This is a genomic window from Streptomyces sp. MST-110588, assembly GCF_022695595.1.
In the GTDB taxonomy this organism is placed as follows: domain Bacteria; phylum Actinomycetota; class Actinomycetes; order Streptomycetales; family Streptomycetaceae; genus Streptomyces.
Window position 1 is genome coordinate 432,273 of the sequence record NZ_CP074380.1, and the last position, 23,658, is coordinate 455,930.

Annotated in this window: 17 protein-coding genes and 2 pseudogenes; 11 read left to right on the plus strand and 8 right to left on the minus strand. The window is 72.8% G+C overall.

What is annotated here, in order from left to right:
* The first annotated feature begins 116 nt into the window (after positions 1-116).
* Positions 117-1,007 carry an LLM class F420-dependent oxidoreductase gene (locus tag KGS77_RS01895; RefSeq protein ID WP_242578374.1) on the plus strand — a complete coding sequence of 297 codons (891 nt, stop codon included), beginning with the start codon at positions 117-119 and terminating at the stop codon, positions 1,005-1,007.
* A gap of 94 nt (positions 1,008-1,101) precedes the next feature.
* Here KGS77_RS01895 and KGS77_RS01900 read toward each other — a convergent pair whose 3' ends face one another.
* The 3 genes and pseudogenes from KGS77_RS01900 to KGS77_RS01910 all read right to left on the minus strand — a co-directional run bounded on the left by KGS77_RS01900 (position 1,102) and on the right by KGS77_RS01910 (position 5,335).
* On the minus strand, positions 1,102-2,397 hold the full coding sequence (locus tag KGS77_RS01900) for a VWA-like domain-containing protein (protein ID WP_242578375.1): 1,296 nt from the start codon (positions 2,395-2,397) through the stop codon (positions 1,102-1,104).
* Positions 2,394-3,658 (minus strand): annotated as a pseudogene (locus tag KGS77_RS01905) (AAA family ATPase). The gene KGS77_RS01900 and the pseudogene KGS77_RS01905 overlap by 4 nt, the downstream one beginning before the upstream one ends.
* A 180-nt stretch (positions 3,659-3,838) precedes the next feature.
* Entirely contained in the window at positions 3,839-5,335 is a 1,497-nt protein-coding gene (locus KGS77_RS01910; RefSeq protein WP_242578376.1) for a hypothetical protein, read from the minus strand.
* 393 nt (positions 5,336-5,728) lie between these two features.
* On the opposite strand from KGS77_RS01910, the gene KGS77_RS01915 reads away from it, so the two are divergent.
* Together KGS77_RS01915 and KGS77_RS01920 are read left to right on the plus strand one after the other, a co-directional pair.
* Positions 5,729-7,135, plus strand: a complete 1,407-nt coding sequence (locus KGS77_RS01915) for a hemolysin family protein (protein WP_242578377.1) — start codon at positions 5,729-5,731, stop codon at positions 7,133-7,135.
* A complete protein-coding gene (locus tag KGS77_RS01920; RefSeq protein ID WP_242578378.1) occupies positions 7,132-8,157 on the plus strand; it encodes a hemolysin family protein in 1,026 nt (341 codons plus the stop codon). The genes KGS77_RS01915 and KGS77_RS01920 overlap by 4 nt, the downstream gene beginning before the upstream one ends.
* Positions 8,158-8,363: 206 nt before the next feature.
* Here KGS77_RS01920 and KGS77_RS01925 read toward each other — a convergent pair whose 3' ends face one another.
* Both KGS77_RS01925 and KGS77_RS01930 read right to left on the minus strand, forming a co-directional pair.
* Positions 8,364-9,134, minus strand: coding sequence for an SGNH/GDSL hydrolase family protein (locus KGS77_RS01925; protein WP_242578379.1), 771 nt, complete (start codon positions 9,132-9,134; stop codon positions 8,364-8,366).
* An 80-nt stretch (positions 9,135-9,214) separates the two neighbouring features.
* Positions 9,215-9,580 carry a helix-turn-helix domain-containing protein gene (locus KGS77_RS01930; RefSeq protein ID WP_242587246.1) on the minus strand — a complete coding sequence of 122 codons (366 nt, stop codon included), beginning with the start codon at positions 9,578-9,580 and terminating at the stop codon, positions 9,215-9,217.
* 210 nt (positions 9,581-9,790) lie between these two features.
* Here KGS77_RS01930 and KGS77_RS01935 point away from each other — a divergent pair, with 210 nt between their 5' ends.
* From KGS77_RS01935 to proP, 5 genes are all read left to right on the plus strand, one after another.
* On the plus strand, positions 9,791-10,660 hold the full coding sequence (locus KGS77_RS01935) for an alpha/beta hydrolase (protein WP_242578380.1): 870 nt from the start codon (positions 9,791-9,793) through the stop codon (positions 10,658-10,660).
* Positions 10,661-10,845: 185 nt separating this feature from the next.
* Positions 10,846-11,766, plus strand: coding sequence for an NAD(P)H-binding protein (locus tag KGS77_RS01940; RefSeq protein ID WP_242578381.1), 921 nt, complete (start codon positions 10,846-10,848; stop codon positions 11,764-11,766).
* A gap of 160 nt (positions 11,767-11,926) precedes the next feature.
* The gene (gene purB / locus KGS77_RS01945; protein ID WP_242578382.1) at positions 11,927-13,369 is read left to right on the plus strand and encodes an adenylosuccinate lyase; all 1,443 of its coding nucleotides are present in this window, start codon (positions 11,927-11,929) and stop codon (positions 13,367-13,369) included.
* Position 13,370: 1 nt separating this feature from the next.
* Positions 13,371-13,949, plus strand: coding sequence for a G/U mismatch-specific DNA glycosylase (gene mug / locus KGS77_RS01950; protein ID WP_242578383.1), 579 nt, complete (start codon positions 13,371-13,373; stop codon positions 13,947-13,949).
* A 441-nt stretch (positions 13,950-14,390) separates the two neighbouring features.
* Complete coding sequence (proP, locus tag KGS77_RS01955) at positions 14,391-15,938, plus strand: glycine betaine/L-proline transporter ProP (RefSeq protein ID WP_242587247.1); 1,548 nt, start codon at positions 14,391-14,393, stop codon at positions 15,936-15,938.
* Positions 15,939-16,006: 68 nt separating this feature from the next.
* Here the strand turns inward: proP and KGS77_RS01960 are convergent, their stop codons facing one another.
* Positions 16,007-16,456 (minus strand): hypothetical protein, encoded by a 450-nt coding sequence (locus tag KGS77_RS01960; protein ID WP_242578384.1) that lies wholly within the window; start codon positions 16,454-16,456, stop codon positions 16,007-16,009.
* 229 nt (positions 16,457-16,685) lie between these two features.
* Here KGS77_RS01960 and KGS77_RS01965 point away from each other — a divergent pair, with 229 nt between their 5' ends.
* Positions 16,686-17,843: an ROK family protein gene (locus KGS77_RS01965; protein ID WP_242578385.1), complete on the plus strand. Its 1,158-nt coding sequence runs from the start codon at positions 16,686-16,688 to the stop codon at positions 17,841-17,843.
* A 238-nt stretch (positions 17,844-18,081) separates the two neighbouring features.
* Here KGS77_RS01965 and KGS77_RS01970 read toward each other — a convergent pair whose 3' ends face one another.
* Together KGS77_RS01970 and KGS77_RS01975 are read right to left on the minus strand one after the other, a co-directional pair.
* On the minus strand, positions 18,082-18,849 hold the full coding sequence (locus tag KGS77_RS01970) for a GntR family transcriptional regulator (protein ID WP_242578386.1): 768 nt from the start codon (positions 18,847-18,849) through the stop codon (positions 18,082-18,084).
* A 295-nt stretch (positions 18,850-19,144) separates the two neighbouring features.
* On the minus strand, positions 19,145-20,029 hold the full coding sequence (locus KGS77_RS01975) for an RNA polymerase sigma-70 factor (protein WP_242587248.1): 885 nt from the start codon (positions 20,027-20,029) through the stop codon (positions 19,145-19,147).
* 144 nt (positions 20,030-20,173) lie between these two features.
* Here KGS77_RS01975 and KGS77_RS01980 point away from each other — a divergent pair, with 144 nt between their 5' ends.
* A complete protein-coding gene (locus KGS77_RS01980; RefSeq protein WP_242578387.1) occupies positions 20,174-21,658 on the plus strand; it encodes a GNAT family N-acetyltransferase in 1,485 nt (494 codons plus the stop codon).
* A 168-nt stretch (positions 21,659-21,826) separates the two neighbouring features.
* Positions 21,827-23,544: pseudogene (locus tag KGS77_RS01985) on the plus strand (DUF885 domain-containing protein).
* The last annotated feature ends 114 nt before the right edge of the window (positions 23,545-23,658 follow it).

The window sequence follows — 23,658 nt, forward strand, 5'->3', positions numbered from 1 at the left end:
GGCGGCTCGTCACCACCGGCCGGCGAACGCGAGGTTCGCTTTTCATCGAACCATCGCTACACTGCGGCCATCGCGGCGCTCCCCGCGCTCGCTCACCTCAAGTTCAAGGGGGACCGGTGACACGCCCGTTCCGTTTCGGCGTCAACATGCTCACCATCGAGTCGGGTCGGGAGTGGCGGGACAAATGCCGCCGGGCCGAGGGCCTGGGCTACGACGTCCTGCTCGCCCCGGACCACCTGGGCATGCCCGCGCCCTTCCCCGCGCTGGTCGCGGCGGCGGAGGCCACCGAGCGCCCGCGCGTGGGCACGTTCGTCCTGAACACCGGCTTCTGGAACCCGGCGCTGCTGGCCCGGGAGGTCGCGACCGTCGACTCGCTGACGGGCGGCCGGTTCGAACTGGGCCTGGGCACCGGCTACGTACGCGCCGAGCACGAACGGGCCGCCCTGCCCTGGGGCACCCCCAAGCAGCGCGTGGACCACCTCATCCGTACGATCGAGGAACTGGACCGGCTGCTCGGCGACCCGGAGCACCTGCCCGCGCCCGTCCAGCGCCCCCGCCCGCCGCTGCTGATCGGCGGCAACGGCCCGCGCATGCTGCGGCTGACCGCCCGGCACGCCGACATCGCGGCCTTCACCGGTGCCCGGCAGGCCCCGGACCAGCCGGAGGGCACACTGACCATGCTCCCCTCCGAGCACCTCGCCGCCTCACTCACCACGTACGAGGAGGCCGCCGCCGCCCGCAAGGAGCCGGCCGAACGCAACATCCTCATCCAGCGGGTCCTGGTCACCGACGACCGCCGGGCCAAGGCGCGGGAGATCGCCGCGTACGGCATCGGACTGGACGAGGAACAGGCCCTGGACGTACCGACGCTCCTCATGGGAACACCGGCCCAGATGGCGGAGCAACTGCGCGAGCGCCGCGAGCGGTTCGGCTTCTCCTACATCACCGTGCTCGACTCGTTCATGGAGGCGTTCGCACCGGTCATCGAGGAACTGAAGGGGAGTTGAGGCGGGCGGAGCGGAAGGGGAGCCGGGCGACGGGGCCACCGGGGCTCACCGGACGGACGGGACTCGGCGGACGGAACTCGGCGGACGCCGGGGCTTACCGGACGGCGGGAGCGGACCCGATATCCACCACTCGTGCCCAGGCGGGCGGCGAGTCCGGCGCGTAGTCGGGATCGTCCTCGTCCCACGAGCCGGCTGCCTGCTGCCGGGGGAACAGGCCCACCACCGTACGGCACGGGGGGCGCGTGTCCGGCCAGGGTGTCTGCCCGTCGGTCAGGGCCACGACGACATCCGGCCGGGGCCGCGCCCGCAGTGCCCTGGCGAAGCCCGTACGCAGATCCGTACCCCCGCCGCCCACCAGTGGTATGCCCTCGGCACGGCACAGCGGGTGCACCGTACGGGCCGCCGCGTCGCACGACAGCACGGATACCAGGTCACGACGGCCGCCCACGGCGCGGGAGATCGCGGCGACCTCCAGGAGCGCGCTGCCCAGTTCGGTGTCACTGACCGAGCCGGACGTGTCGATGATCACCGAGACCCGGGGCGGCCTGCGCCGCAGGCTCGGCAGGACGACGCCGGGCACCCCGGCCGAGCGCCGCGAGGGCCTGCCGTAGGTGTAGTCCTCGCCCACGCCGGGGGCCGAGGCCGCCGAGCGGACGGCCGCCCCCAGCAACTCCCGCCACGGCTGCGGCGGATGGAACACCTCCTGCGCCCACCGCCGCCACCCTTCCGGGGCATCCCCCGGGCGTCCGGTGATGCCCTGCGCCACCCGGAAGCGGACCGCGTCCCGCTCCTGTGCGCTGAGGCCGTGCGCGCCGTCCGGCCCCAGGTCCCACTCCCGTTCCAGTCCGTCGGCGCCACTGCCGCAGTCCAGCCAGGCCAGGTGACGGATGTAGGGCCCCAGTGCGAACCGGCGCAGGTACTCCTCCATGAGCTCGCCCTCGGGCAGCCGCAGAGCGGCCGGTTCCACGGCGCCTTCCGGCCGGACCAGCCCGTCACCGAACACGTCGTCGTTGATCTCGCAGTCCGCGGCGATGTTCATCCGCAGCCGTTCCGCCCGGCCGGTCAGCCCGCGCTCGCGCGCGACCCGGTCACTGCGTCCGTGGTGGTCGCGCAGCAGGTGCGAAACCTCGTGCACCCATACGCCGGCCAGTTCCTCCACCGGCGTCCGGTCCACGAACGCCGGTGAGACATAGACCCGCCAGTGCCGGTCGACGGCCATCGTCGGTACCCGCCGCGAGGCGACGGTGTGCAGGGCGAACAGCGCCGTCGCCAAGTAGGGCCGCACCCGGGCCGCGTGCAGGCGGGCAGCGAAGAGCTTGTCGAGGTCCAGTGTTCCCCTCGCGTCCGGCGTCCCCGGCGTCCCCGGCGTGCCTCGTGTTTGCGGGTTCATCGGCCGGCCTTCGCGGTGACCGCGGTCCGGGCCGCCGCCGCGCGGTCGGCCCGGCGCGAGAGGGACACCACTCCGGCGAGCTGCTCGATCGATGCCGGGACGTCCCAGTCCTGCTGACGCAGTGCGGCCAGGGTGGTCGCGGGGACGACCACCAGGTCCGGCGCTCCGGTCCGTACCGCCCGGACCAGGAGCGCCCACGCCGCGTCCCAGCGGGCCTTCTCCGGGCGTTTGCGGACCGCCTCCACCACACCGTCGAGCACGGCCTGCCGCAGGTCCCCCCGCTCGGGCAGGTCGGCACCGGCCGGATCGGCGAGCAGCACCTCGGGGTCCGGGAGGTCCATCCGGTCCAGGCTCGCCAGCAGCTCCAGCCCGGGACCGTCCCCACGGTTCCTCGGACCAGCAGGGACAGTACGTCGCGGGACGAGCCGGCCGCGGTCGCGAAAGCGATCAGACGCAGGGTCATCTCCCAGCTCCGGGGCGAGGGCCAGGGGCCGCCCCGCCGGGCTTCGCTGCCGGGCAACCGGTGTACGAGCCCGGGGCGGGCGGTCAGCAGCCCGCACACCGCACGGCGGGCGAAGCGCACGGCCTGCGGCAGCGTCTCCGGGGCGAGCCGGGGCAGCGTGGCCCGTGGCCAGGTCCCGCCGAGGCCGCGCACCACCACCTCGTGGTCGTGTGTCCACTGAAGATGGACGAACCGGTTGGCCAGCGGCGGGCTCAGCTCCCAGCCGTCTGCGGCCGAGCCCCGCGGGTTGGCGGCGGCCACGATCCGTACGCCGGGCGGCAGTTGGAGGGTGCCGATCCGCCGCTCCAGGACGAGGCGGAGCAGGGCGGCCTGGACGGCCGGCGGCGCGGTGGACAGCTCGTCCAGGAACAGCAGCCCGCGGCCGGTCCGCACCAGGCGCACGGCCCAGTCCGGCGGGGCCATCGGGACACCGTGCACCGCGGGATCGTCCCCGACGACGGGCAGGCCCGAGAAGTCGGACGGCTCGTGCACGCTGGCGATCACCGTGGTCAGCGGGAGGTCCAGGGCCGCGGCGAGCTGGGTCAGGGCCGCGGTCTTGCCGATCCCCGGCTCGCCCCACAGGAGGACGGGCAGGTCGGCGGCCACGGCCAGGGTCAGGGCCTCCAGTTGGGTGTCGGCGCGCGGCTCGGTGGTCGCTTCGCGCAGCAGGGTCAGCAGCTCACCGGCGACATCGAGCTGGGAGGCGCCGGACGGATCGCAGGGGGCGTCGGTGGCAGCGAACGGGGTGTGTGAAGGCACGCGTGATCACCTATGGGTTGACGGGAGTTGGTGGTCGGTTGACGGGCGGTTGGCGCCGAGCCGAAGGGTGTGGGTCCGGGGACGGTGACGGAGGTCGCCGAGCCGGTCGGGCCGGGCCGGTCAGCTCGGACCCGACCGGGCCGGACCGGGCCGGGCCAGATCAGGCCAGGTCAGGCCGGGTCAGCGGGATGTCGCGTGACGCGGGTGTGCGCGGCAGTCAGGAGGACGGCGACGGTCCGGGCGGCCGGGCCGGGGATCAGGGCCGGGCTCGCCGGATCCGGATTCGGGTCGGGAGCCGGGCCCACCGGGACCGGTTCCGGTCAGACCCGATCGGTAGAGCCCGTACGTGATCCGCCGCCGCGCGGCCGTCTCCAGAGCGTCCCGCAGCGCGCCGGTGCGCAGCGTCGCCCCCGGGCCCAGCAGGCTCTCGACGACGGCCAGCGCGCCGGCGGTGTCGCCGTGGGCCAGGCGTTCGCGGACGCCGGTGAGACAGTCCGGACGACGGTGCACCTCGTCGATCACCTGAAGGCAGGGAAGCGGGGTGCCCGACAGGGCGGCCAGCAGCTCCTCCCGCCGGATCTCGGCCGGATCGTGGTCCAGCGGGACCAGTACGCCGTCGACCAGGCCGATCCGGTGCCGGGCTCCCCGGCACTCCACCAGGCGCGGTCGTTGCCCCGGCCGCTCCGCGGGCCGGGGCGGACCGGCGGCCGTACGGTCCGGCACCAGGGCCGCGGCGACCAGCGGATGCAGCCGGCCGGCCTCGATCGCACCGGCGCGGATCAGCTCCAGGTCGGGTGGCACCCAGGTCGCCGCGTCGGGCAGGACGGGCAGCGCGGAGACACTGCCGCCCGTGGGCGCCGCCGCGATCCGCGGGACGGGCCCGGCCGCCCCCTCCCTGTCACCGTCCGCGGCCGGGTCCAGGATCAGCCGGTGCCGGGCCCCCAGCCGTACGGTGACGGGACCGGCGGGCCGCCCTTCGGCGCGGAGCACGATCCCCGCCTCCGCCGCCCACCGGTCGACTGCACAGCGGTATCCGTACGGCACCGCACCCAGCAGCTCCGTGCCCAGCAGCTCTGTACGAGGCGGCTCCGAGTCCGGTGCGGAAGGGCCGTCGGCGGGCAGCCGATCGGCCCCGGATCTGGTCCGCAGCTCATCGGTTCTGCGCGCGTCCCACAGGTGGCGGTGCAGATCGAGGCGGAACCGCCGGTGGGGCCGGGGGTGCGGATGCCGGCCGGCACCGGCGTCCGGGCGGGATCCGTCCCACAGTGCGAGGCTGATCCGCTGGCCGGCGTCCGCCCAGGCGGGCGGGGTCCGGACCACGAGGTGCACCGGACGTGCGCCGTCACGCCCCTGGGGGTCGTACCGCGCCAGGGCGATGGTCAGGCCGGGGCGCAGCAGCCCGTCGGGAGCGATCCTCGGCAGGTGCCAGCGCAGCAGATCGGGCGCCAAGTGGCGCAGATCGGCCCGGAGTCGGGCCGCGAACTGTCGGCCGTAGGCATGCGCCACGGAGCGGAGGTGGAGATCGACGTCGATACCTGCGGCGGCGCACGCCCCCGCCCAGTCACCGGCGTGACGACGGGCGGTCGCAGTCTCGATCATGGACGGCGGCACGGCGAACTCTCGCACGCGCGGCCAGAAGGAAAGGCGGGGATTCCCCTTCGCGTGGTGAGTGGGCATCAGCACTCACCTTGCGTGGACGGGGCCCCCAATCTGTTGTCAGAAGGAGTCGTCATCGCGGGGATGTTATCGCTCTTGACTTCGATTTCGCCAGAGGTCCGCCCCTGACCGAACCGGAAGACCACCGTCGATTTCTCGACTCGTCAGCCTCTCGGCTCCTCGGCTCCAACGGTCACAGCCGGCTTCGACGGCCGGCGCTGCTCGGACCGGCCGGCCGTACGCCCGGACCCACGCACACCCTGACCACTTTGCCGGTCATTTACGATGGACGTTCCTGTTTCCCTATGAAAGGAGTGAGCGTCCAGCCATGGGCGAGCCTCCCAGTTGTCGACCGTCCTCCACACAGAGCGCGGACCTTTCGTTCCTGTCCGACCATGGGACGGAGGTGACCCGATGACCGAGCTGCTCCTCCTGGCCCTGGCCCTCCTCCTGACCCTGGCCTGCGGCGTCTTCGTCGCGGCCGAGTTCTCCTTGACGACCGTCGAACGCGGCGACCTCGAACGCGCCGTGGAGCGCGGCGAGCGGGGCGCGGACAGCGCCCTGAAGGCCGTACGCGGTCTGACCTTCCAGCTCTCCGGCGCACAGCTCGGCATCACCGTGACCAACCTGGTCATCGGCATGCTCTCCAAGCCGTCGATCACGGCCCTGCTGGCCGGTCCGCTGGGTGCCGCCGGGCTGCCGGAGTCCGCCGCCGACTCGGTGGCGCTGGTCATCGGCACGGCCCTGTCGACCGTCGTCCTGATGGTGGTCGGGGAGCTGATCCCCAAGAACTGGGCGATCTCCGATCCGGCGGCCGTCTCCCGGCGCGTCGCCTCCTTCCAGCGTGGGTTCAGCGCCTCCTTCAAGCCGTTCATCCGGCACCTGAACAACACCGCGAACCGGCTGGTGCGGCGGATGCGCCTGGAGCCCGCGGAGGAGCTGGCCTCGGCGCGGGGGCCGCGGGAACTGGTCGCCCTGGCCCGGCACTCCGCCAAGGAGGGTGCGCTGGAGCCGGACACCGCCGAGCTGTTCGTCCGTACGATCGGCCTGGCCGATCTGACCGCCGAGAACGTCATGACCCCGCGCGTGCAGGTCACCGCCCTGGACGTGCAGTCCACGGCGGAGGACGTGGCCACCGCGACCCGGACCACCGGCCTGTCCCGCTTCCCGGTCTACCGGGGCACCCTGGACACCGTCGTCGGCACCGCCCACATCAAGGACGTCCTGGCGATACCCGCGGCCCAGCGCCCCCGCTTCCCGGTCTCCGAGCTGCTGCGCGAGCCGCTGCTCGTACCGGAGACGCTGCCCGTGGACCGGCTGCTGGACCGGCTCTCGGGCAGGCGCACGATGGCCGTGGTCATCGACGAGTACGGCGGCACGGCCGGGGTGGTGACGCTGGAGGACATCGTCGAGGAGGTCGTCGGCGAGGTCCGCGACGAGCACGACCCGATGGAGACCCCCGACCTGGTGCCGGCGGGCGAGGACGCGCAGGGCCGCCGGCTCTTCGACGCGGACGGCGCCATCCGTACGGATCAGCTCGCCCTGATCGGGCTCAAGGTGCCCGAGGGCCCGTACGAGACCCTGGCCGGCCTGATCGCCACCGAACTCGGCCGCATCCCGGCGGCCGGGGACAGCCTGGAGGTGGCCGGGTGGCGCGTGGACGTGGTGGACGCGTCCGGCCGCCGCGCGGCGCGGGCACTGCTGCACGCGCCGGCGGCCGGTCACGACGGCGACCACGACAGCCATGACGGCCCCGGTGGTCACGGCAGCCGTGACCACCGCGACGATCACGACGGCTACCGCGGGGAGGCGGCCCGATGACCGCGCTACAGCTCTTCATCGGCCTGCTCACGCTGGTCGTCAACGCCTTCTTCGTGTGTGCCGAGTTCGCGCTGATCTCGGTGCGCCGCAGCCAGATCGAGCCGTACGCCGAGGACGGCGACCGCCGGGCGCGCAGCGTCCTGTGGGGGCTGCGGCACGTCTCCGCCCTGCTGGCGGCGGCACAACTGGGCATCACGCTGTGCACCCTGGTGCTCGGTGTGGTCGCCGAGCCCGCCATCGCCCATCTGCTGGAGCCGGTCTTCCACGCGGTCGGCATGCCGGACGGTCTGATCCACCCCGTCTCCTTCGTCATCGCGCTGACCGCGGCGACCTATCTGCACATGCTCTTCGGCGAGATGGTGCCGAAGAACGTCGCGCTGGCCGAGCCGGTGCGCAGCGCACTGCTCCTGGGCCCGCCGCTGGTCGCCGTCGCGCGGGCGCTGCGTCCGGTGATCTTCGCGGTCAACGCGTTCGCCAACGCCCTGCTCAAACTGTTGCGGGTGGAGGCCAAGGACGAGGTGGCGGCGACGTTCTCGGACGACCAGCTCGCGAAGATGGTGGAGGACTCGCAGGCCGCCGGGCTGCTGGACGACCGGGCCAAGGAGCGGCTGCGGGACGTGCTGGAACTGGGCCGGCGCCCGGTCCAGGACGTGGTGCTCCCGGTGGAGAAGGTGGTGGCGGCACGGCTGGGCATCACCCCCGACGGGCTGGAGCACCTGGCCGCCGAGTCGGGCTTCTCGCGCTTCCCCGTCGTCGACGGCGCGCGGCGCATCCTGGGCTACCTCCATGTGAAGGACGCGCTCGGCATCACGCCCCGCGACCTGCCGGTGCCGGTCGCGGCGATGCGGCCGATCGCCCGCGTACGGGCCACGACACCGCTGGACGACGTACTGACGGCGATGCGTGCCACGGGTACGCACCTGGCAGCGGTCATCGGTACGGACGGCCGGCTGGCCGGGCTGGTGACCATGGAGGACGTACTGAGGGAGCTGGTGCTGCAACAGCCGCCGGCGGTCGCCTGACCGGCCCGGCGCGGGGCCGGGGGCGCGTGGAGCCGTCTTGGACCACGCGCCCCCGGACGCGTTCGCCGCACGGTTCGTCCGTCGTACGGGCCGTTTGCCGGTACGGCCCGTACGCCCGCACGGACCGCCAGCCGGTACGGCTCGTGCGCCCGTACGGCGGGGCAGTCGTACGGCTGGGCAGTCGTACGGCTCGGTCCTCGTACCGCTCAGCCGTCGTACGGCAGCAGGTCCGGGCGCTTGGGCGGCCGGCCGTCGCCGGAGGACCGGCCGGTGATCCGCCGGCCGATCCACGGCACCAGGTGTTCCCGCGCGAAGCGCACGTCCGAGGTGCGCCGGGCCCGCCACCCCGGCCGTACGAAGGCGGGCAGCGGCGCGTCCCAGTCGAACTCGGCGTCGTACCCCAGGGCCTGCCAGACCGCCTCGGCGACCCGCCGGTGCCCCTCCGCGTTCAGATGGAGCCGGTCCTGCGCCCACATCCGGGGATCGGCCAGCGACCGTGAGGCGAAGAGGTCGACGACCAGCGCGCCGTGCCGCTCCGCCAGCTCGTCTATGAACGCGAACAACTGCTCCATACGAGGGCGGAAGCGCTCCAGTACCGGCCCCTGCCGCCCGGGGCTGCGCATCAGCACCAACTGCTTGCAGCTCGGCGCCACCCGCCCGGCGGCCTCCTCCAGCAGCGCGCACACCCGCCCGACGTCGCACTTGGGCCGCAGTACGTCGTTCAGCCCGCCGACCAGTGTGACCAGGTCGGCGCCCATCGCCGCCGCGGGCTGCGACTGTTCCGCCACGATCTGCCCGATGAGCTTGCCGCGTACGGCGAGATTGGCGTACCGGAATCCCGGCGTACGGGCCGCCAGCCGCGCGGCGAGCAGATCGGCCCAGCCGCGGTAGGAACCGTCAGGCAGGCCGTCGGACATGCCCTCGGTGAAGCTGTCGCCCATCGCGACGAAACTCGTGTAATCGGCATTGATCTCCATGGCGCCGGCGATCCTATCCGGCGCCCGCCTCCGGGCCACGAGCAGCCCGCCCGCCTCACCCCGGGCCCGCCCCGTCTCGCTCAGCCGTCCGTGGCGGCGCGTTCCTCGCTGTGCCGGTTGGCACGGTCGATCTCGGCCATGTGCTCCTCGGCCCACGCCCGGACCATGGCCAGCGGCTCTTCCAGCGACAGGCCCAGTGGCGTGAGCCGGTAGTACACCCGCGGCGGGACGGCCGGCTCCACCCTGCGCTCGACCAGCCCGTCGCGGGCCAGGGACTGGAGCGTGGCCGACAGCATCTTCTGCGAGACCCCGGCCATCCGGCGCCGCAGCTCCGCGAAGCGCACCTCCTCCGGAGACGCCTCCGCCAGCACCTTGACGGCCATCGACGTCCATTTCGTACCGATCCGGTCGAGCAGACGGCGCGTCGGGCACTGCGGATCGAACAGGTCCCCGCGCGGTCCCTGCTGTCTCTGCTTCCCCTGCGTCCCCTGCTGTCCCTCGGGCGCCCGGCCCGCCGGAGGGGTGCGGTCACCTGGAGCTCACCACCTGTCGTGAAAGTGCCTTCTTGGCAGCCCCACCCTAGTTACCTAGCGTTCCGTTGTCACCATCAGTAACCATCCTGCCGCCCCTTCTCCCCTTCCCCTCCCGGAGGCCCCGTGCCCAGCACACCGCACTCCCCCTCCCGCCCTTCGTACGCCGTCGAACTCCGCCGGATCACAGCCAACGGCATCGCCCTCAACGTGGCGCTCGCCGGCCGCGGACCGGCCGTCCTGTTGCTGCACGGCTTCCCCCACACCTGGCAGGTGTGGACCGACGTCCTGGACGGGCTCGCCGAGCGGCACCGGGTGATCGCACCGGACCTGCGCGGCTTCGGCGCCAGTGCCCGCGCGGCGGCCGGTTACGACGCCGGCACTCTCGCCACCGATGCCGAAGCCCTCCTGGACGCCCTCGGCGTGACCTCCGCGGCCGTGGTCGGTATCGACGCGGGCACCCCGCCGGCCTTCCTCCTGGCCATGCGCCGCCCCGGCCTCGTACACCGGCTGGTCGTCATGGAATCGCTCCTGGGGCCGCTGCCCGGCGCCGAGGGGTTCCTCGCGCGCGGCGCGCCGTGGTGGTTCGGTTTCCACTCCGTCCCCGGCCTCGCCGAGTCCGTCCTCACCGGCCACGAGGACCGGTACGTCGACTGGTTCCTGGACGCCGGCACCCTCGGCCAGGGCGTACGGCCCGATGTCCGGGACGCCTTCGTGCGCGCCTACACGGGAGCCGACGCCCTGCGCTGCGCCTTCTCCACCTACCGCGCACTGCCGAGTAGCGCCCGCCAGATCCGGCAGGCCACCGCGGCGGGCCGGCTGACCGTCCCGGCCATGGCCGTCGGCGCCCGCCCCGTGGGCAGGGCGCTCGAACAGCAGTTGCGGCCGGTCACCGACGACCTCGTCGGGCATGTCATCGAGAACTGCGGCCACATCATTCCCCTGCACCGCCCGCAGGCCCTGCTCACCCTCCTGCGCCCGTTCCTCGCGCCCTGACGCGTGACGGTATTCATCTGTGACGGTATTCACCTGTGACGCGCCTTCTGATGACGGTTTCCTGCACACTTCCCGCACCGACTGTGAAGAACCGCCCCCCACGATGATCGTGGACCCGGGCCCGGGCGACGGAGGGTCCGGCACATCGGCCGGGCCCCGGGACCTGGCGGACAAGGAGGCATGCGGTGAGCGGCAGGTGCGGGGTCCTCGTCACGGGAGCGACCGGGAATGTCGGCCGGCAGGTGGTGTCCCAGCTCCTGGCGGCCCGGGCGGGTGGGGTGCGGGCGCTGACCCGCGACCCCGATACGGCCCGGCTTCCGCGGGACGTCGACGTACGACGGGGCGACCTGGCCGACAGCGACGCGCTGACGGCGGCGCTGGACGGGGTGGACACGGTGTTCCTGATGTGGCCGTTCCACAGCGCCGAGCCGGCCGCCGCCGTCGTGGACACCCTCCGACGGCATGCCCGCCGGGTGGTCTTCCTGTCCTCCGGCGCCGTACGGGACGGGGTCGCCCCCCAACGCCAGCCCCACCCCGTCGGCCGGTCCCATGCGGCTGTCGAGCAGCGCATCGAGCGGTCGGGGCTCCGGTGGACGCGCTTGCGTCCGAGCACCTTCGCCGCCAACACACTGTGGTGGGCCGGTCAGGTCCGCGGCGGCGATGTCGTCGAGGGCGCGTACGGTGGCGTGCCCATGGCGCTGCTGCACGAGGCGGACATCGCGGCCGTGGCGGTACGGGCGCTGACCGGGGACGGCCACGCGGGGCAGACGTACGTGCTGACCGGCCCGGAGATCCTCACGCAGGTGGAACAGGTGCACATCATCGGCGAGGTGCTGGGCCGCCCTCTGCGGTGGCGGGAACTGCCCCGCCAAGCGGCGAAAGCGCGTCTGCTGGCAGACGACGACTTTCCCGACTCCTTCGCGGACACGCTCCTGGACGGCTACGCCGGCATGCTGACGGCCCCGCCTCCGGTCCTGACCTCCACGGTCGAGGCGGTCACGGGAACACCGGCGCGGACCTATCGCGACTGGGTGGCCGACCACGCCGCCGACTTCCGGTGCGCGGAGCCGGTGCCGGCAGCTCGGTACGGCAGCCGGGGACGCTGACCCCCGCTGACCACCGAGGCCGTGCCGTCCGGACGCGCTCTCCCGCTCACTGGCACGCGTCCCCCGCATCCCCCGTGCCCCTCGCAGCCGCCTCACCTCTCCTGTGCACCTCTGACGTGCGGCCTTTAGGTGACCAGTAGACTCTCCTCACGTGACTGCTGTGTCTGCGAAGCCTCGCATCCCCAACGTTCTGGCCGGCCGCTACGCCTCCGCGGAGCTCGCCGTCCTGTGGTCCCCCGAGTACAAGGTCAAGCTGGAGCGGAAGCTGTGGCTGGCCGTACTGCGCGCGCAGAAGGACCTCGGGGTCGAGGTGCCGGAGCAGGCGCTGGCCGACTACGAGCGGGTGCTGGAGGACGTCGACCTGGCGTCGATCGCGGAGCGCGAGAAGGTCACCCGGCACGACGTCAAGGCCCGGATCGAGGAGTTCAACGCCCTGGCGGGCCATGAGCAGGTCCACAAGGGCATGACCTCCCGGGATCTGACGGAGAACGTCGAGCAGTTGCAGGTCCGGCTGTCGCTGGAGCTGGTGCGCGACCGTACGGTCGCGGTGCTGGCGCGGCTGGGCAAGCTGGCCGGGGAGCACGCCGAGCTGGTGATGGCGGGCCGTTCCCACAACGTGGCGGCGCAGGCGACGACGCTGGGCAAGCGTTTCGCGACGGCCGCGGACGAGCTGCTGGTGGCGTACGGGCGCCTTGAGGAACTGCTTTCGCGCTACCCGCTGCGGGGCATCAAGGGCCCGGTCGGCACCGCGCAGGACATGCTGGACCTGATGGGCGGTGGGTCCCAGGGCGCTGAGCGGCTGGCCGAGCTGGAGCAGCGGATCGCCGCCCACCTGGGGTTCGGGCAGGCGTTCACCTCCGTCGGCCAGGTCTACCCCCGTTCGCTGGACTACGACGTGGTGACCGCGCTGGTGCAGCTCGCCGCGGCGCCGTCCTCGCTGGCCAAGACGATCCGGCTGATGGCCGGGCACGAGCTGGTCACCGAGGGCTTCAAGCCGGGCCAGGTCGGCTCCTCGGCGATGCCGCACAAGATGAACACCCGCTCCTGCGAGCGCGTCAACGGGCTGATGGTGATCCTGCGCGGGTACGCCTCGATGGCCGGTGAGCTGTCGGGCGATCAGTGGAACGAGGGCGATGTGTCGTGCTCGGTGGTGCGCCGGGTCGCGCTGCCGGACTCCTTCTTCGCCCTGGACGGGCTGCTGGAGACCTTCCTGACCGTGCTGGAGGAGTTCGGCGCCTTCCCCGCCGTCGTCGCCCGCGAGCTGGACCGCTATCTGCCCTTCCTCGCCACGACGAAGGTGCTGATGGGAGCCGTACGGGCCGGGGTCGGCCGCGAGGTGGCCCACGAGGCCATCAAGGAGCACGCCGTCGCCTCGGCGCTGGCCATGCGCGAGCGCGGCGCCGAGCGCAACGAGCTGCTGGACAAGCTGGCCGTCGACGAGCGCATCCCGCTGGACCGCGCACAGCTCGACGCCCTGATGGCCGACAAGCTGTCCTTCACGGGCGCGGCGGCGGACCAGGTGGCTGCCGTGGTCGCCCGTATCGAGGAGATCGTCAAGCAGCGGCCCGAGGCCGCGGCCTACGCCCCGGGCTCCATCCTCTGACATGCGCTTCACCCCCGAAGAGCTGGCAGCCGCTCGCGACCGCCTCGTCCCCGACGTGGCCGCGAGCGGGCTCCGCGTGCTGTTCTGCGGCATCAACCCGGGGCTGATGTCGGCTGCGGCCGGTCATCACTTCGCCCGGCCCGGCAACCGCTTCTGGCCCGTGCTGTACGCCTCCGGCTTCACGCCCCGGCTGCTCAAGCCCTCCGAACAGCAGGAACTGCTCTCGTACGGGCTGGGCATCACCAACGTCGTGGCGCGGGCGACGGCACGGGCCGACGAGCTGACCGCCGAGGAGTACCGCGAGGGCGGACGGCTGCTGGCGGAGAAGGTGGCGCGGCTGCGGCCGAAGTGGCTGGCGGTCGCGGGAGTGACCGCCTATCGGGTGGCCTTCGACAACAAGCACGCGAAGGTCGGCCCGCAGCCGGACCTCATCGGTGACACCCGCATATGGGTGCTGCCCAACCCCAGCGGTCTCAACGCCCACTGGCCGCCGGCCGCACTGGCACAGGAGTACGGACGGCTGCGCGCGGCGGCCTTCGCCGAGGACGACCTACAGGGCGACGCACAGGGCGACGGGTAGAACGGCACGCGGGACACCGCGTGCCGCTGTCGCCGCGCCCTACGGCGCGCAGCACGACCGCGGCGCGCGGTACGTAGCCCCACAGGGCACCGCCACCTGCGGGTCTTCGCCTTCCACATCACCTCGTCAGCCCCACGTATCTCTACTTTCCCACGCATCCCGGACGCACTTTCGGGTACCGCCCTATTGCGCCTTCAACAGGCGCCGGCACCCCGTCCGGCATGCGGTCGGTCCCCCTTTCACGTCCGTGCCGTCCTGCCGGTTTCGATCTTTCGGTTGATACTCGGGTAAACCGGAAAAACCAGAGATCCCGGAGAGACCGAAGGTGCCGCCTTTTAGGCCCCCTAGCGACAGGACGAGATGACTACCGGTCAGCCTCAGCCGCCGCACTCCCGGCGGAACAAGCGCTCGGACGGCGCGCGGAGCGCCACGACCGACCAGATGGTGCGCATCCTGCTGCGCCGCCGAAAGCGAGCACTCAGCGTCCAGGACGTCACCGTCACCGACCGGCCGCTGGTGCGCAGGGCCGTCACGGCGGCGGCCCTGGGCAACACCATGGAGTGGTTCGACTTCGGTGTCTACGCCTATCTGGCGGCGACGATGGGCAAGGTCTTCTTCCCGTCCAGTTCGCCCGGGGCGCAGGTCGTCTCGACCTTCGCCACCTTCGCCGCCGCCTTCCTGGTCCGTCCGCTGGGCGGGCTCGTCTTCGGTCCCCTGGGCGACCGCGTGGGCCGGCAGCGCGTCCTGGCCGCCACCATGATCATGATGGCGATCAGCACCTTCGCGGTCGGCTTCCTGCCCACCTATGCCACCATCGGCTTCACCGCTCCCCTGCTGCTGCTCCTGTGCCGGCTGGTCCAGGGCTTCTCCACCGGCGGCGAGTACGCGGGCGCCACGACCTACATCGCGGAGTACGCGCCGGACAAGCGCCGTGGCTTCCTGGGGAGCTGGCTCGACTTCGGTACCTTCGTCGGTTATTCGCTCGGTTCGGGCCTGGTCACCGTACTCACCGCCGTACTGGGCGCGGACGGTCTGGAGAGCTGGGGCTGGCGCATCCCCTTCCTGGTGGCCGGGCCGCTCGGTCTGATCGGCCTGTACATGCGACTGAAGCTGGAGGAGACCCCTGCCTTCCAGCGGGAGACCGAACAGGCCCAGCAGGCGGCGGCCTCCGCGGCCGACCAGGACGGCGACCGTGACGGCGACGGCGAGGAGACGCCTGTCGAGGCGGCCCGGCAGTCCGGCAAGGGCCGGCTCAAGGAGATCTTCACCCGGCACTGGCAGGCCGTGCTGATCTGTATGGGGCTCGTCCTGCTCTACAACGTCACCAACTACATGGTCACGTCCTATCTGCCGACCTTCATGACCGCCACACTCGGCCAGGACGACACCACCGCGCAACTGCTGGTGCTCGGCACCATGATCGTAGTAGCGCTGACCATCACGACAGTGGGCCGCACCTCGGACCGCTGGGGCCGGCGGCCGGTCTTCATGTGGGGCAGCGTGGCCCTGATCGCGTTCGCCTATCCGGCGGTCGTCCTGATCCGGCAGAACGGCATTCTCATGCCGGCCCTGGGCTGTCTGATCCTGGGCCTGCTGCTGGTCTGCTTCGCGGGCACGGCCGCCTCCACACTCCCGGCGCTCTTCCCCACCCGGTTGCGCTACGGCGCACTGTCCATCGCCTTCAACATCTCCGTCTCCCTCTTCGGCGGCACGACACCACTGGTGGCGTCGGCGCTGGTGGAGGCGACCGGCAGCGAGATGGTGCCCGCGTACTACCTGATGGCGGCGGGCGTCATCGGGCTGATCTCCGCCTTCTTCCTGCACGAGACGGCGGGCAAGCCACTGCACGGTTCGGGCCCCATGGTCGAGACCACCGAACAGGCCCACCGTCTGGTGGCCCGCAGCCGCACCGAGGCCGGCCGCCAGGCCCGCGACCTGTGGATCCGGCTGCGGCACCCCTGGCACCGGCACCAGCCCAAGGACCGCTGAACCGGACGAGCCACCGACGGCGGGCCCACGGCGGCTCCGGCACCGGTCCCGTACGGCCCGCAGCGGCCTCAGCGCACGGTGTCCGCCGCGGCGACCGCCGCCAGGAGCTGGAAGGGCAGGTCCGGCTCGCCCTGGCCCAGACCGACCGCGACCCAGCGGCCGTCCGCCCGCCAGGCGTACACCCGGGGCACATAGCCGCACAGGGAGTCCAGCGGCGGCGGGACCGGCATGCCCATGGCCGCCCGCTCCAAATGTGCGGACAGGTCCAGGACTTCCGGTTCGCCCCACCGTAAGCACAAGGCGGATATGAGTCCCTCCAGCTCGTCCCGGAACTCCTCGGCGGTTTCCCGGACGTCGGCGGGGTCGGCGTCCCAGAAGGGCTCGCCGGCGCGCAGTTGCGCGATGTGGAAGCCCGGCCCGCTCTCCACCATCGCCGACCGGGTGGGCCGGGCGGGGAAGTCGCGGGCGCGCAGGAGATCGATGGCGGTCAGGTGCTGTGCGGTGCTCGTGTGCGTCATGCCGTCAGTAAACCGGTGGGGTCTGACAATTGGCCGCCCGTCAGCCGCCGGGCCCGCGCGGGAAGGGGCCGGCGCCGCTGGGCGGCAGGGAGCCCGGAGGCCGGGCGACCGTCCCGCCCGGATGGCTCCCGGCGTCCCCCGTTGGGCCCTCCAAGGGGCCCCGGGGCTCGCCGCACACCGGCTGACCGGCTACGATCCGCCACACGGAGCAATGCGAGGGAGACGGACGTTGGGGCGGCTCACCGGCGGGGACCCCTCCCTGCTGCGACGGATCAACTCCGCGGTGGTGCTGCACGCGCTGCGCGCCGCCGACGCCCCCACGCTCACCCACCTCGTCCAGGTGACGGGCCTGTCCAGGCCCACCGTCGAGGGTGTGGTCGAGGGGCTGATCGGGACCGGCCTGGTGGTCGAGGCGCCCGCCGAGGAGGGCGAGGCACGCCGTCAGGGCCGTCCGGCCCGGCGCTTCCGCTTCCGTACGGAGGCCGGTCATCTGCTGGGCATCGAGATCGGGCCGCACCGGGTGGCGGCGCTGCTGTCGGACCTGAGCGGGCGGGTCCTGGGGTCGGCGCAGCGCACGGTAGGAGAGGCGGCGTCGGCGGACGAGCGGCTGGAGCGGGTCCGTACGGCGGTGGCGGAGCTGCTGCGGCGGGCGGGCGTGCCGCGCAGTTCACTGCGCGCGGTGGGCGTGGGCAGCCCGGGGATCGTGGAGGCGGACGGCACCGTACGGCTGGGGACGGCGCTCCCCGGCTGGACCGGTCTGCCGCTCGGCGACCGGCTGCGACGCTCCTTCCGCTGCCCGGTGCTGGTGGAGAACGACGCGAACGCCGCCGCGGTGGCCGAGCACTGGAAGGGCGCGGCGGCCGGCTCGGACGACATCGTCTTCGTGCTGGCGGGACTGAGTCCGGGGGCCGGTTCGCTGATCGGCGGGCGGCTGCACCGCGGGTACGGCGGCGCGGCCGGGGAGATCGGCGCACTGCACCTGCTGGGGCGGGGTGCCACCCCGGAGAAGCTGCTGTCCACGACCGGGGAGCCGCTGCACCCGTTGGACGAGGCGCAGGTGGCACAGGTCTTCGCGCTGGCGCGCGACGGCGACGCACGGGCCCGTGACGCCGTGGACCGCTTCATCGAGCGGCTGGTGCACGACGTGGCGGCGCTGGTGCTGGCCCTGGACCCGGAGCTGGTGGTCGTCGGCGGCTGGGCGGCCGGGCTGGACGGCGTACTGCCGCCGCTCCGCTCCGAGCTGGCACGCTACTGCCTGCGCCCGCCCGAGGTCGCCCTGTCGATGCTGGGCGAGGCGGCGGTGGCCACGGGCGCCCTGCGCCTGGCCCTGGACCATGTCGAGGGCGAACTGTTCGCGGTCGAGAGCACGGTCACGGCGCGCCGCTGAGCGCCACGCCGCAGCGCCCCGCCCCCGGCTCCGGCCCCGTACGACGGCTCGACGGGCCCCGTACGACGGCACCCCGCTCCGTACCACGGCGCGGCCGTTTCCGTACGGCGGCATGACCGGCCCTGCACGGCGACCCGACCGGCCCCGTACTCCGCGACCGCCTCCCGTACGGCAGCTTCCACCGGCCCTCGGTCGAGGGCCCCGGCCGACCGACGGCCGGGCCCGTCGACCGGCCCCGTCAGCCGGCGAGGGCGGCGACCGGGGACTCGCTGTCTCCGAAAGTCAGCCGGCAGGTGTCGGCGCGGTACGTGGAGACCGCGACCGCCGCCGTACGCCCGCCCGCGAAGTAGCGGGTCGTCACGACCAGGACGGGCGCGCCCGGCAGCCGGTCCAGTTGCTTGGCGTCGTCCGCGCGGGCCGAGCCCAGCTCGACGGTCCGGTCCTGGCCCTCCAGTGAGAGGCCCTGAAGCGCGCGCAGCACCGCGCGGGCACGGCCCTGACCCGAGGAGCTCGCCGTCGCGGCGCCCGTGGCCGGCCCGGCCCCTTCGGGAAAGGTCGCGCAGGGCACGTACAGCAGCTCGGCGGCCACCGGCTGCCCGTGGGTGACCCGGTTGCGACGCACGACGTGGACCGGCTGACCAGGGGAGGTCTCCAGGAGACGCGCTACCGCGGCGGGCACCGATGCCGTTTCGGTGGCGTCCACCGGCTGCCAGTCGTCACCGGCGGCGCCCGGCCACGTATGACGTACGGGGTCGACGGCCACGCCCACCCGCGGCGGGGCGACGGTGGTACCCACCCCGCGGCGGCGCTGCAGCCGGCCCTCCAGCTCCAACTGCTCCAGCGCCTGCCGGAGCGTGGCCCGGGCAACACCGAAGCGAGCGGCGAGGTCACGCTCGTTCGGCAGGATCTCCCCGACCGCGAACTCCGAGTCGAGAGCGTCACTGAGCACGGTCTTGAGGTGCCAGTACTTCGGCTCCGGCACCGTTTCGAGCTGCGTGGTCCCCACCCTGTCCTCCGCAATGGCCGTTTCCCCGACGGGGCTGCGCCCCCACCGGATACGGGCCCGGGGGTGAGCCCGCATCTGCGCCCGGATATGAGCGCTTCTTTATTAAAGGTTGTTGCAGTATCCCTGCGACGATATGGCGGCCCTCACCCTTGGTCAAGACCAATCGGAGATCCGTTGCGGCGGCGGTGCGCACGTTCACGGCATGCCTGCCCTCCCGCACACCTCCTCCACACATTCCCGGCGTTCAATGCGTTGACGGGACGAGGAGATGCCGGTATGTGAGCGTCGCAGCGCGTCAGTCGCGAGTAAGTGAGACCAGCTTGTCGGGATTGCGTACGATATAAACCGTCTGAATCCGGCCATCCGCCACGTCGACCTGGAAGACGGAGTCGGCCTTGCCGCCGGAGAACGCCACGAGGGCGATGCCGCCGTTGAGCTCCCGCAGGACGAATTCCATCCCGGAGACCCCGGACCGGGCGGCGCCGAGCAGGAAACGGCCGACCTTGTCCGCCGTCCGGATGATCCGCAGCGGCGCCTTGGCCTTGCCGCCGCTGTCGCCGACCAGTCGTACGTCCGCGGCCAGCAGACCCAGCAGGCCCTCCAGGTCGTCCCCGGCGGCAGCGGCGAGGAACCGTTCCGTCAGATCGCGCTGCCGCGCCGGATCGACCTCGAAGCGCGGCTTGCCCTCCTCGACATGGCGCCGCGCCCGGCCCGCCAGTTGCCGTACCGCCGCCTCGCCCCGCTCAAGGATCGCGGCGATCTCCGCGTACGGATAGCCGAAGGCCTCCCGCAGGACGAAGACCGCGCGCTCCAGCGGCGAGAGCGACTCCATGACGACCAGCACGGCCAGGGTCACGGACTCGGCCAGCACGGCCCGCTCGGCCGAATCGGGAACGGCGTCCCCGAAATCCGTTGCCAGCGGCTCGGGCAGCCAGGGCCCCACATAGGACTCGCGGCGCGCCTGGACCTGCCGCAGCCGGTCGATGGCCAGCCGGGTCGTGACGCGTACGAGATAGGCACGCGGCTCACGGACCGCCGAACGGTCGGCGGCCGACCAGCGCAGCCACGCCTCCTGGACCACGTCCTCGGCATCGGCAACCCGGCCGAGCATGCGGTAGGCCACCCCTTGGAGGACGGGGCGGTGCTCTTGGAAGACATCGACGGCGGGATCGGCGTGCACCGGTACATCCCAGCGTGCCGCCCCGATGTTGTCCAGCGGCGGGGACACGGAAAGGGAAACGGAAACTTTGCCCCGGATGCGTCCTTTACCCATCGGTCACAACGCGTTCGTGATCAGGCAACACCCGTCGGCCAGGCTGGCCGCATGACTGACGCGACGTCCCCGAAGAGTGCCCGCCGCCACCACTGGCGGCGGGACGTGGTCGAGCTGGCGGCCATGTTCACCGCCGTCACCGTGGCCGACGGCATCGCCAACACCGTCGCCCACGGCCCCTCCGGCCCGTTCCTGCTGTGCGCCTCGGCCGCCGCGCTGGTGGCCACCGCCGGCTTCCACACCTGGTGGTCCCACACCTGGTCCCTACGCCGTCACGAAAGCGGCGCACCGCCGGGCGAAAAGGGCAACAGGAGGAGCAATAAGAGGGTCGACAAGGGCGATACGGGCGCCACGGCGCCGATGGCCCCCGCCGCCCAGGAGGAGGGCGAGCGGGAGACGGCGCTGTGGCGGATGCGGACGACCGTACGTGATGAGCCGGGCAGCCTCGCCGCGCTGTGCACGGCGCTCGCCGGGCACCGGGTGGACATCCTCAGCCTCCAGACCCACCCGCTGTCCGACGGCACGGTGGACGAGTTCCTGCTGCGCACGCCCGCCGCCCTGCCGCCGGCCGACCTGTCCCGCGCCGTCACCGAGGCGGGCGGGGCGGACACCTGGCTGGAGCGGGCCGACGCCCACGACCTGGTCGACGCCCCGACGCGGATGCTCCAACTGGCCACCCGTACGGCTCTGGACTCCGCCGAACTGCCGCTCGCCCTGCGCCAGTTGCTGGGCCGCTGCACCATCCGCTCGATGCCCCTCCGGTCACCGGCCGGAGCGCCCCTGGCCGAGCGGGTACCCGAGGAAGGCGTCCTGGAAGAGCACACGATGACGTTCCGCGACCCGTCGGGCGGGTCCCTGACCATCGAACGGCCGCGGCTCCCCTTCACCCCGACGGAGTTCGCCCGGGTGCGGGCGCTGGTCGGCCTGGACGCCCGGCTCGGGCAGCGGGTGCCGCCGCGCCGTGACGTACTGACCCTCCCCGAAGGCAACGCGATCACCATCCGGCGTGCCGACACCTCCGACCTGGTCGCGGCCCGCGAGATGCACGAGCGCTGCTCGGAGCGGACCCTGTCGCTGCGCTACCACGGCCCGGTCGCCGACGCCGAACGCTACCTCGGCCACCTGCTGAGCCCCCGCTTCGGCCGGACGCTGGCCGTGGAGACCACGTCCGGGCGGCTGGTGGCACTCGGACACCTGCTGTGGGACGGGGACGAGACCGAGGTGGCGCTCGTGGTCGAGGACGCCTGGCAGCGGCGCGGCATCGGCGCGGAGCTGCTGCGCCGGCTGGTCGGCATGGCCGCCGAGGCGGGCTGCGAGAGCGTCTACGCCATCACGCAGGCGTCCAACACCGGCATGGTGGCGGCGATGCGCGGCCTCGGGCTGCCGCTGGACTACCAGATCGAGGACGGCACGCTGGTGATCACCGCCCGGCCGACGGTCCTGGTCACCCGGCGCGAGACCCATGAGTCCGTACGGGTGCCGGCCGCACCCACAGCGCGCGAAGGCCGTTCGGCGCGCTCGCAGAGGCAGAGGTAGCGAAGGGGCGGCCGGGCGGGCGCCCTGCCGGGGCGATGGAGAACCGCCCCACAGAACCGGCCCGTGCCCTCCGATCCGGCGGGCTCTTCCCGGCATCGAGGATCCCGATACTGAGGATGCCGATATTGAGGATGACGGCGCGGGGCCCGGCGTACGAGGATGGTCCGCATGTCGCAGACGCCTTCCTCACATGCATCCGACTCCGCCGACTCCACCGGCCCGCTCCTCCCCCGCCAGGTCGCCGACGCCCACGTCGACGCCCTCGTCGAACTCGACCCGATCACCGGCACCTACCTGGGCGTGGCGGAGTGCTCCGGCAAGCTCCCCGACTTCTCGCCGCGGGCCAGGAAGCCGTGGCGCGGCTCGCCCGTACGACGCTGGACCGGCTCGCCGAGGCCGAGGCGCGGCCGGGCGGCGACAGCGAGGCCGAGCGGCGGTGCGCACGGCTGCTGCGCGAACGGCTGACCGCCGAACTGGCGGTGCACGAGGCGGGCGAGGGGCTGCGCAGGGTGGGCAACCTCGACTCGCCGCTGCACCAGGTGCGGGAGATCTTCACCGTCACACCGGCCGACACCGAGGAGGACTGGGCGGCCATCGCCCGGCGCCTGCGGGCCGTACCGTCCGCGCTGGCGGGCTACCGGGCCTCTCTCGAAGCGGGCCTGGAGCGGAACCTGCCCGGCAGCCCGCGTCAGGTGGAGGCGGTCATCGGCCAGATGGACGAGTGGATCGGTACGGACCGGAGCTGGTTCGCCGAGTTCACCGAGCCGGGTCCGAAGTCGCTGCGTACGGAGCTGACGCAGGCCGCCGAGGTGGCGACCGGCGCGCTGGTGGAGCTGCGCGACTGGTTCCGCGACCATTACGGACCGGCCGTGCAGGGCGCCGCCGATGTGGTGGGCCGCGAGCGCTACGCCCGGATGGCCCGCTACTTCAACGGGACCGACCTGGATCTCGACGAGGCGTACGCGTACGGCTGGTCGGAGTTCCACCGGCTGCTGGCCGAGATGGAGGCCGAGGCGGAGAAGGTCCTGCCCGGGGCGAAGTCCCCGTGGGAGGCGCTGGCATGGCTGGACGAGCACGGCGAGGTCATCGAGGGCGTCGAGGAGACCCGGGTGTGGCTCCAGTCGCTGATGGACGAGGCCATCGAAGCGCTGGACGGCACCCATTTCGACCTCGCCGAGCGGGTCAAGCGGGTGGAGTCGCGGATCGCGCCGCCCGGCACGGCCGCCGCCCCGTACTACACCGAACCCTCGCTGGACTTCTCCCGGCCGGGCCGTACCTGGCTGCCGACCATGGGACAGACCCGCTTCGTCGCGTACGACCTGGTGTCCACCTGGTACCACGAGGGCGTGCCGGGGCACCACCTCCAACTGGCACAGTGGGCGCATGTCGCCGACGACCTCTCGCGCTACCAGACGACGGTGGGCGGGGTCAGCGCCAACTGCGAGGGCTGGGCGCTGTACGCCGAGCGCCTGATGGACGAGCTGGGCTTCCTGACCAACGCCGAGCGGCGGCTGGGCTACCTGGACGCGCAGATGATGCGGGCGATCCGGGTCATCATCGACATCGGCATGCACCTGGAGCTCCAAATTCCGGCGGACTCGCCTTTCCACCCGGGCGAGCGCTGGACGCCCGCGCTGGCGCACGCCTTCCTCTCGGCGCACTGCAGCCGCTCGGCCGAACACGTCGAGAGTGAGATCGTCCGCTACATGGGACTGCCGGGGCAGGCGATCGGCTACAAGCTGGGCGAACGTGCCTGGTTGCAGGGGCGGAAGGCGGCCCGCGCGCGGCACGGCGCCGACTTCGACCTCAAGGCGTGGCACATGGCGGCGCTGTCGCAGGGGTCGCTGGGGCTGGACGACCTGGTGAGCGAGTTGTCCCAGCTCTAGGCGGACGCTGTGAGGGGCGAGGGCCGAGGCTTCTCGTAGCGGGGGGCGCAGGGTTTGCCGGCGGCGGCCGTCCACCGGCTGTTTCGTTGTGGCCGGCCGCCGCCGACCGTAAGG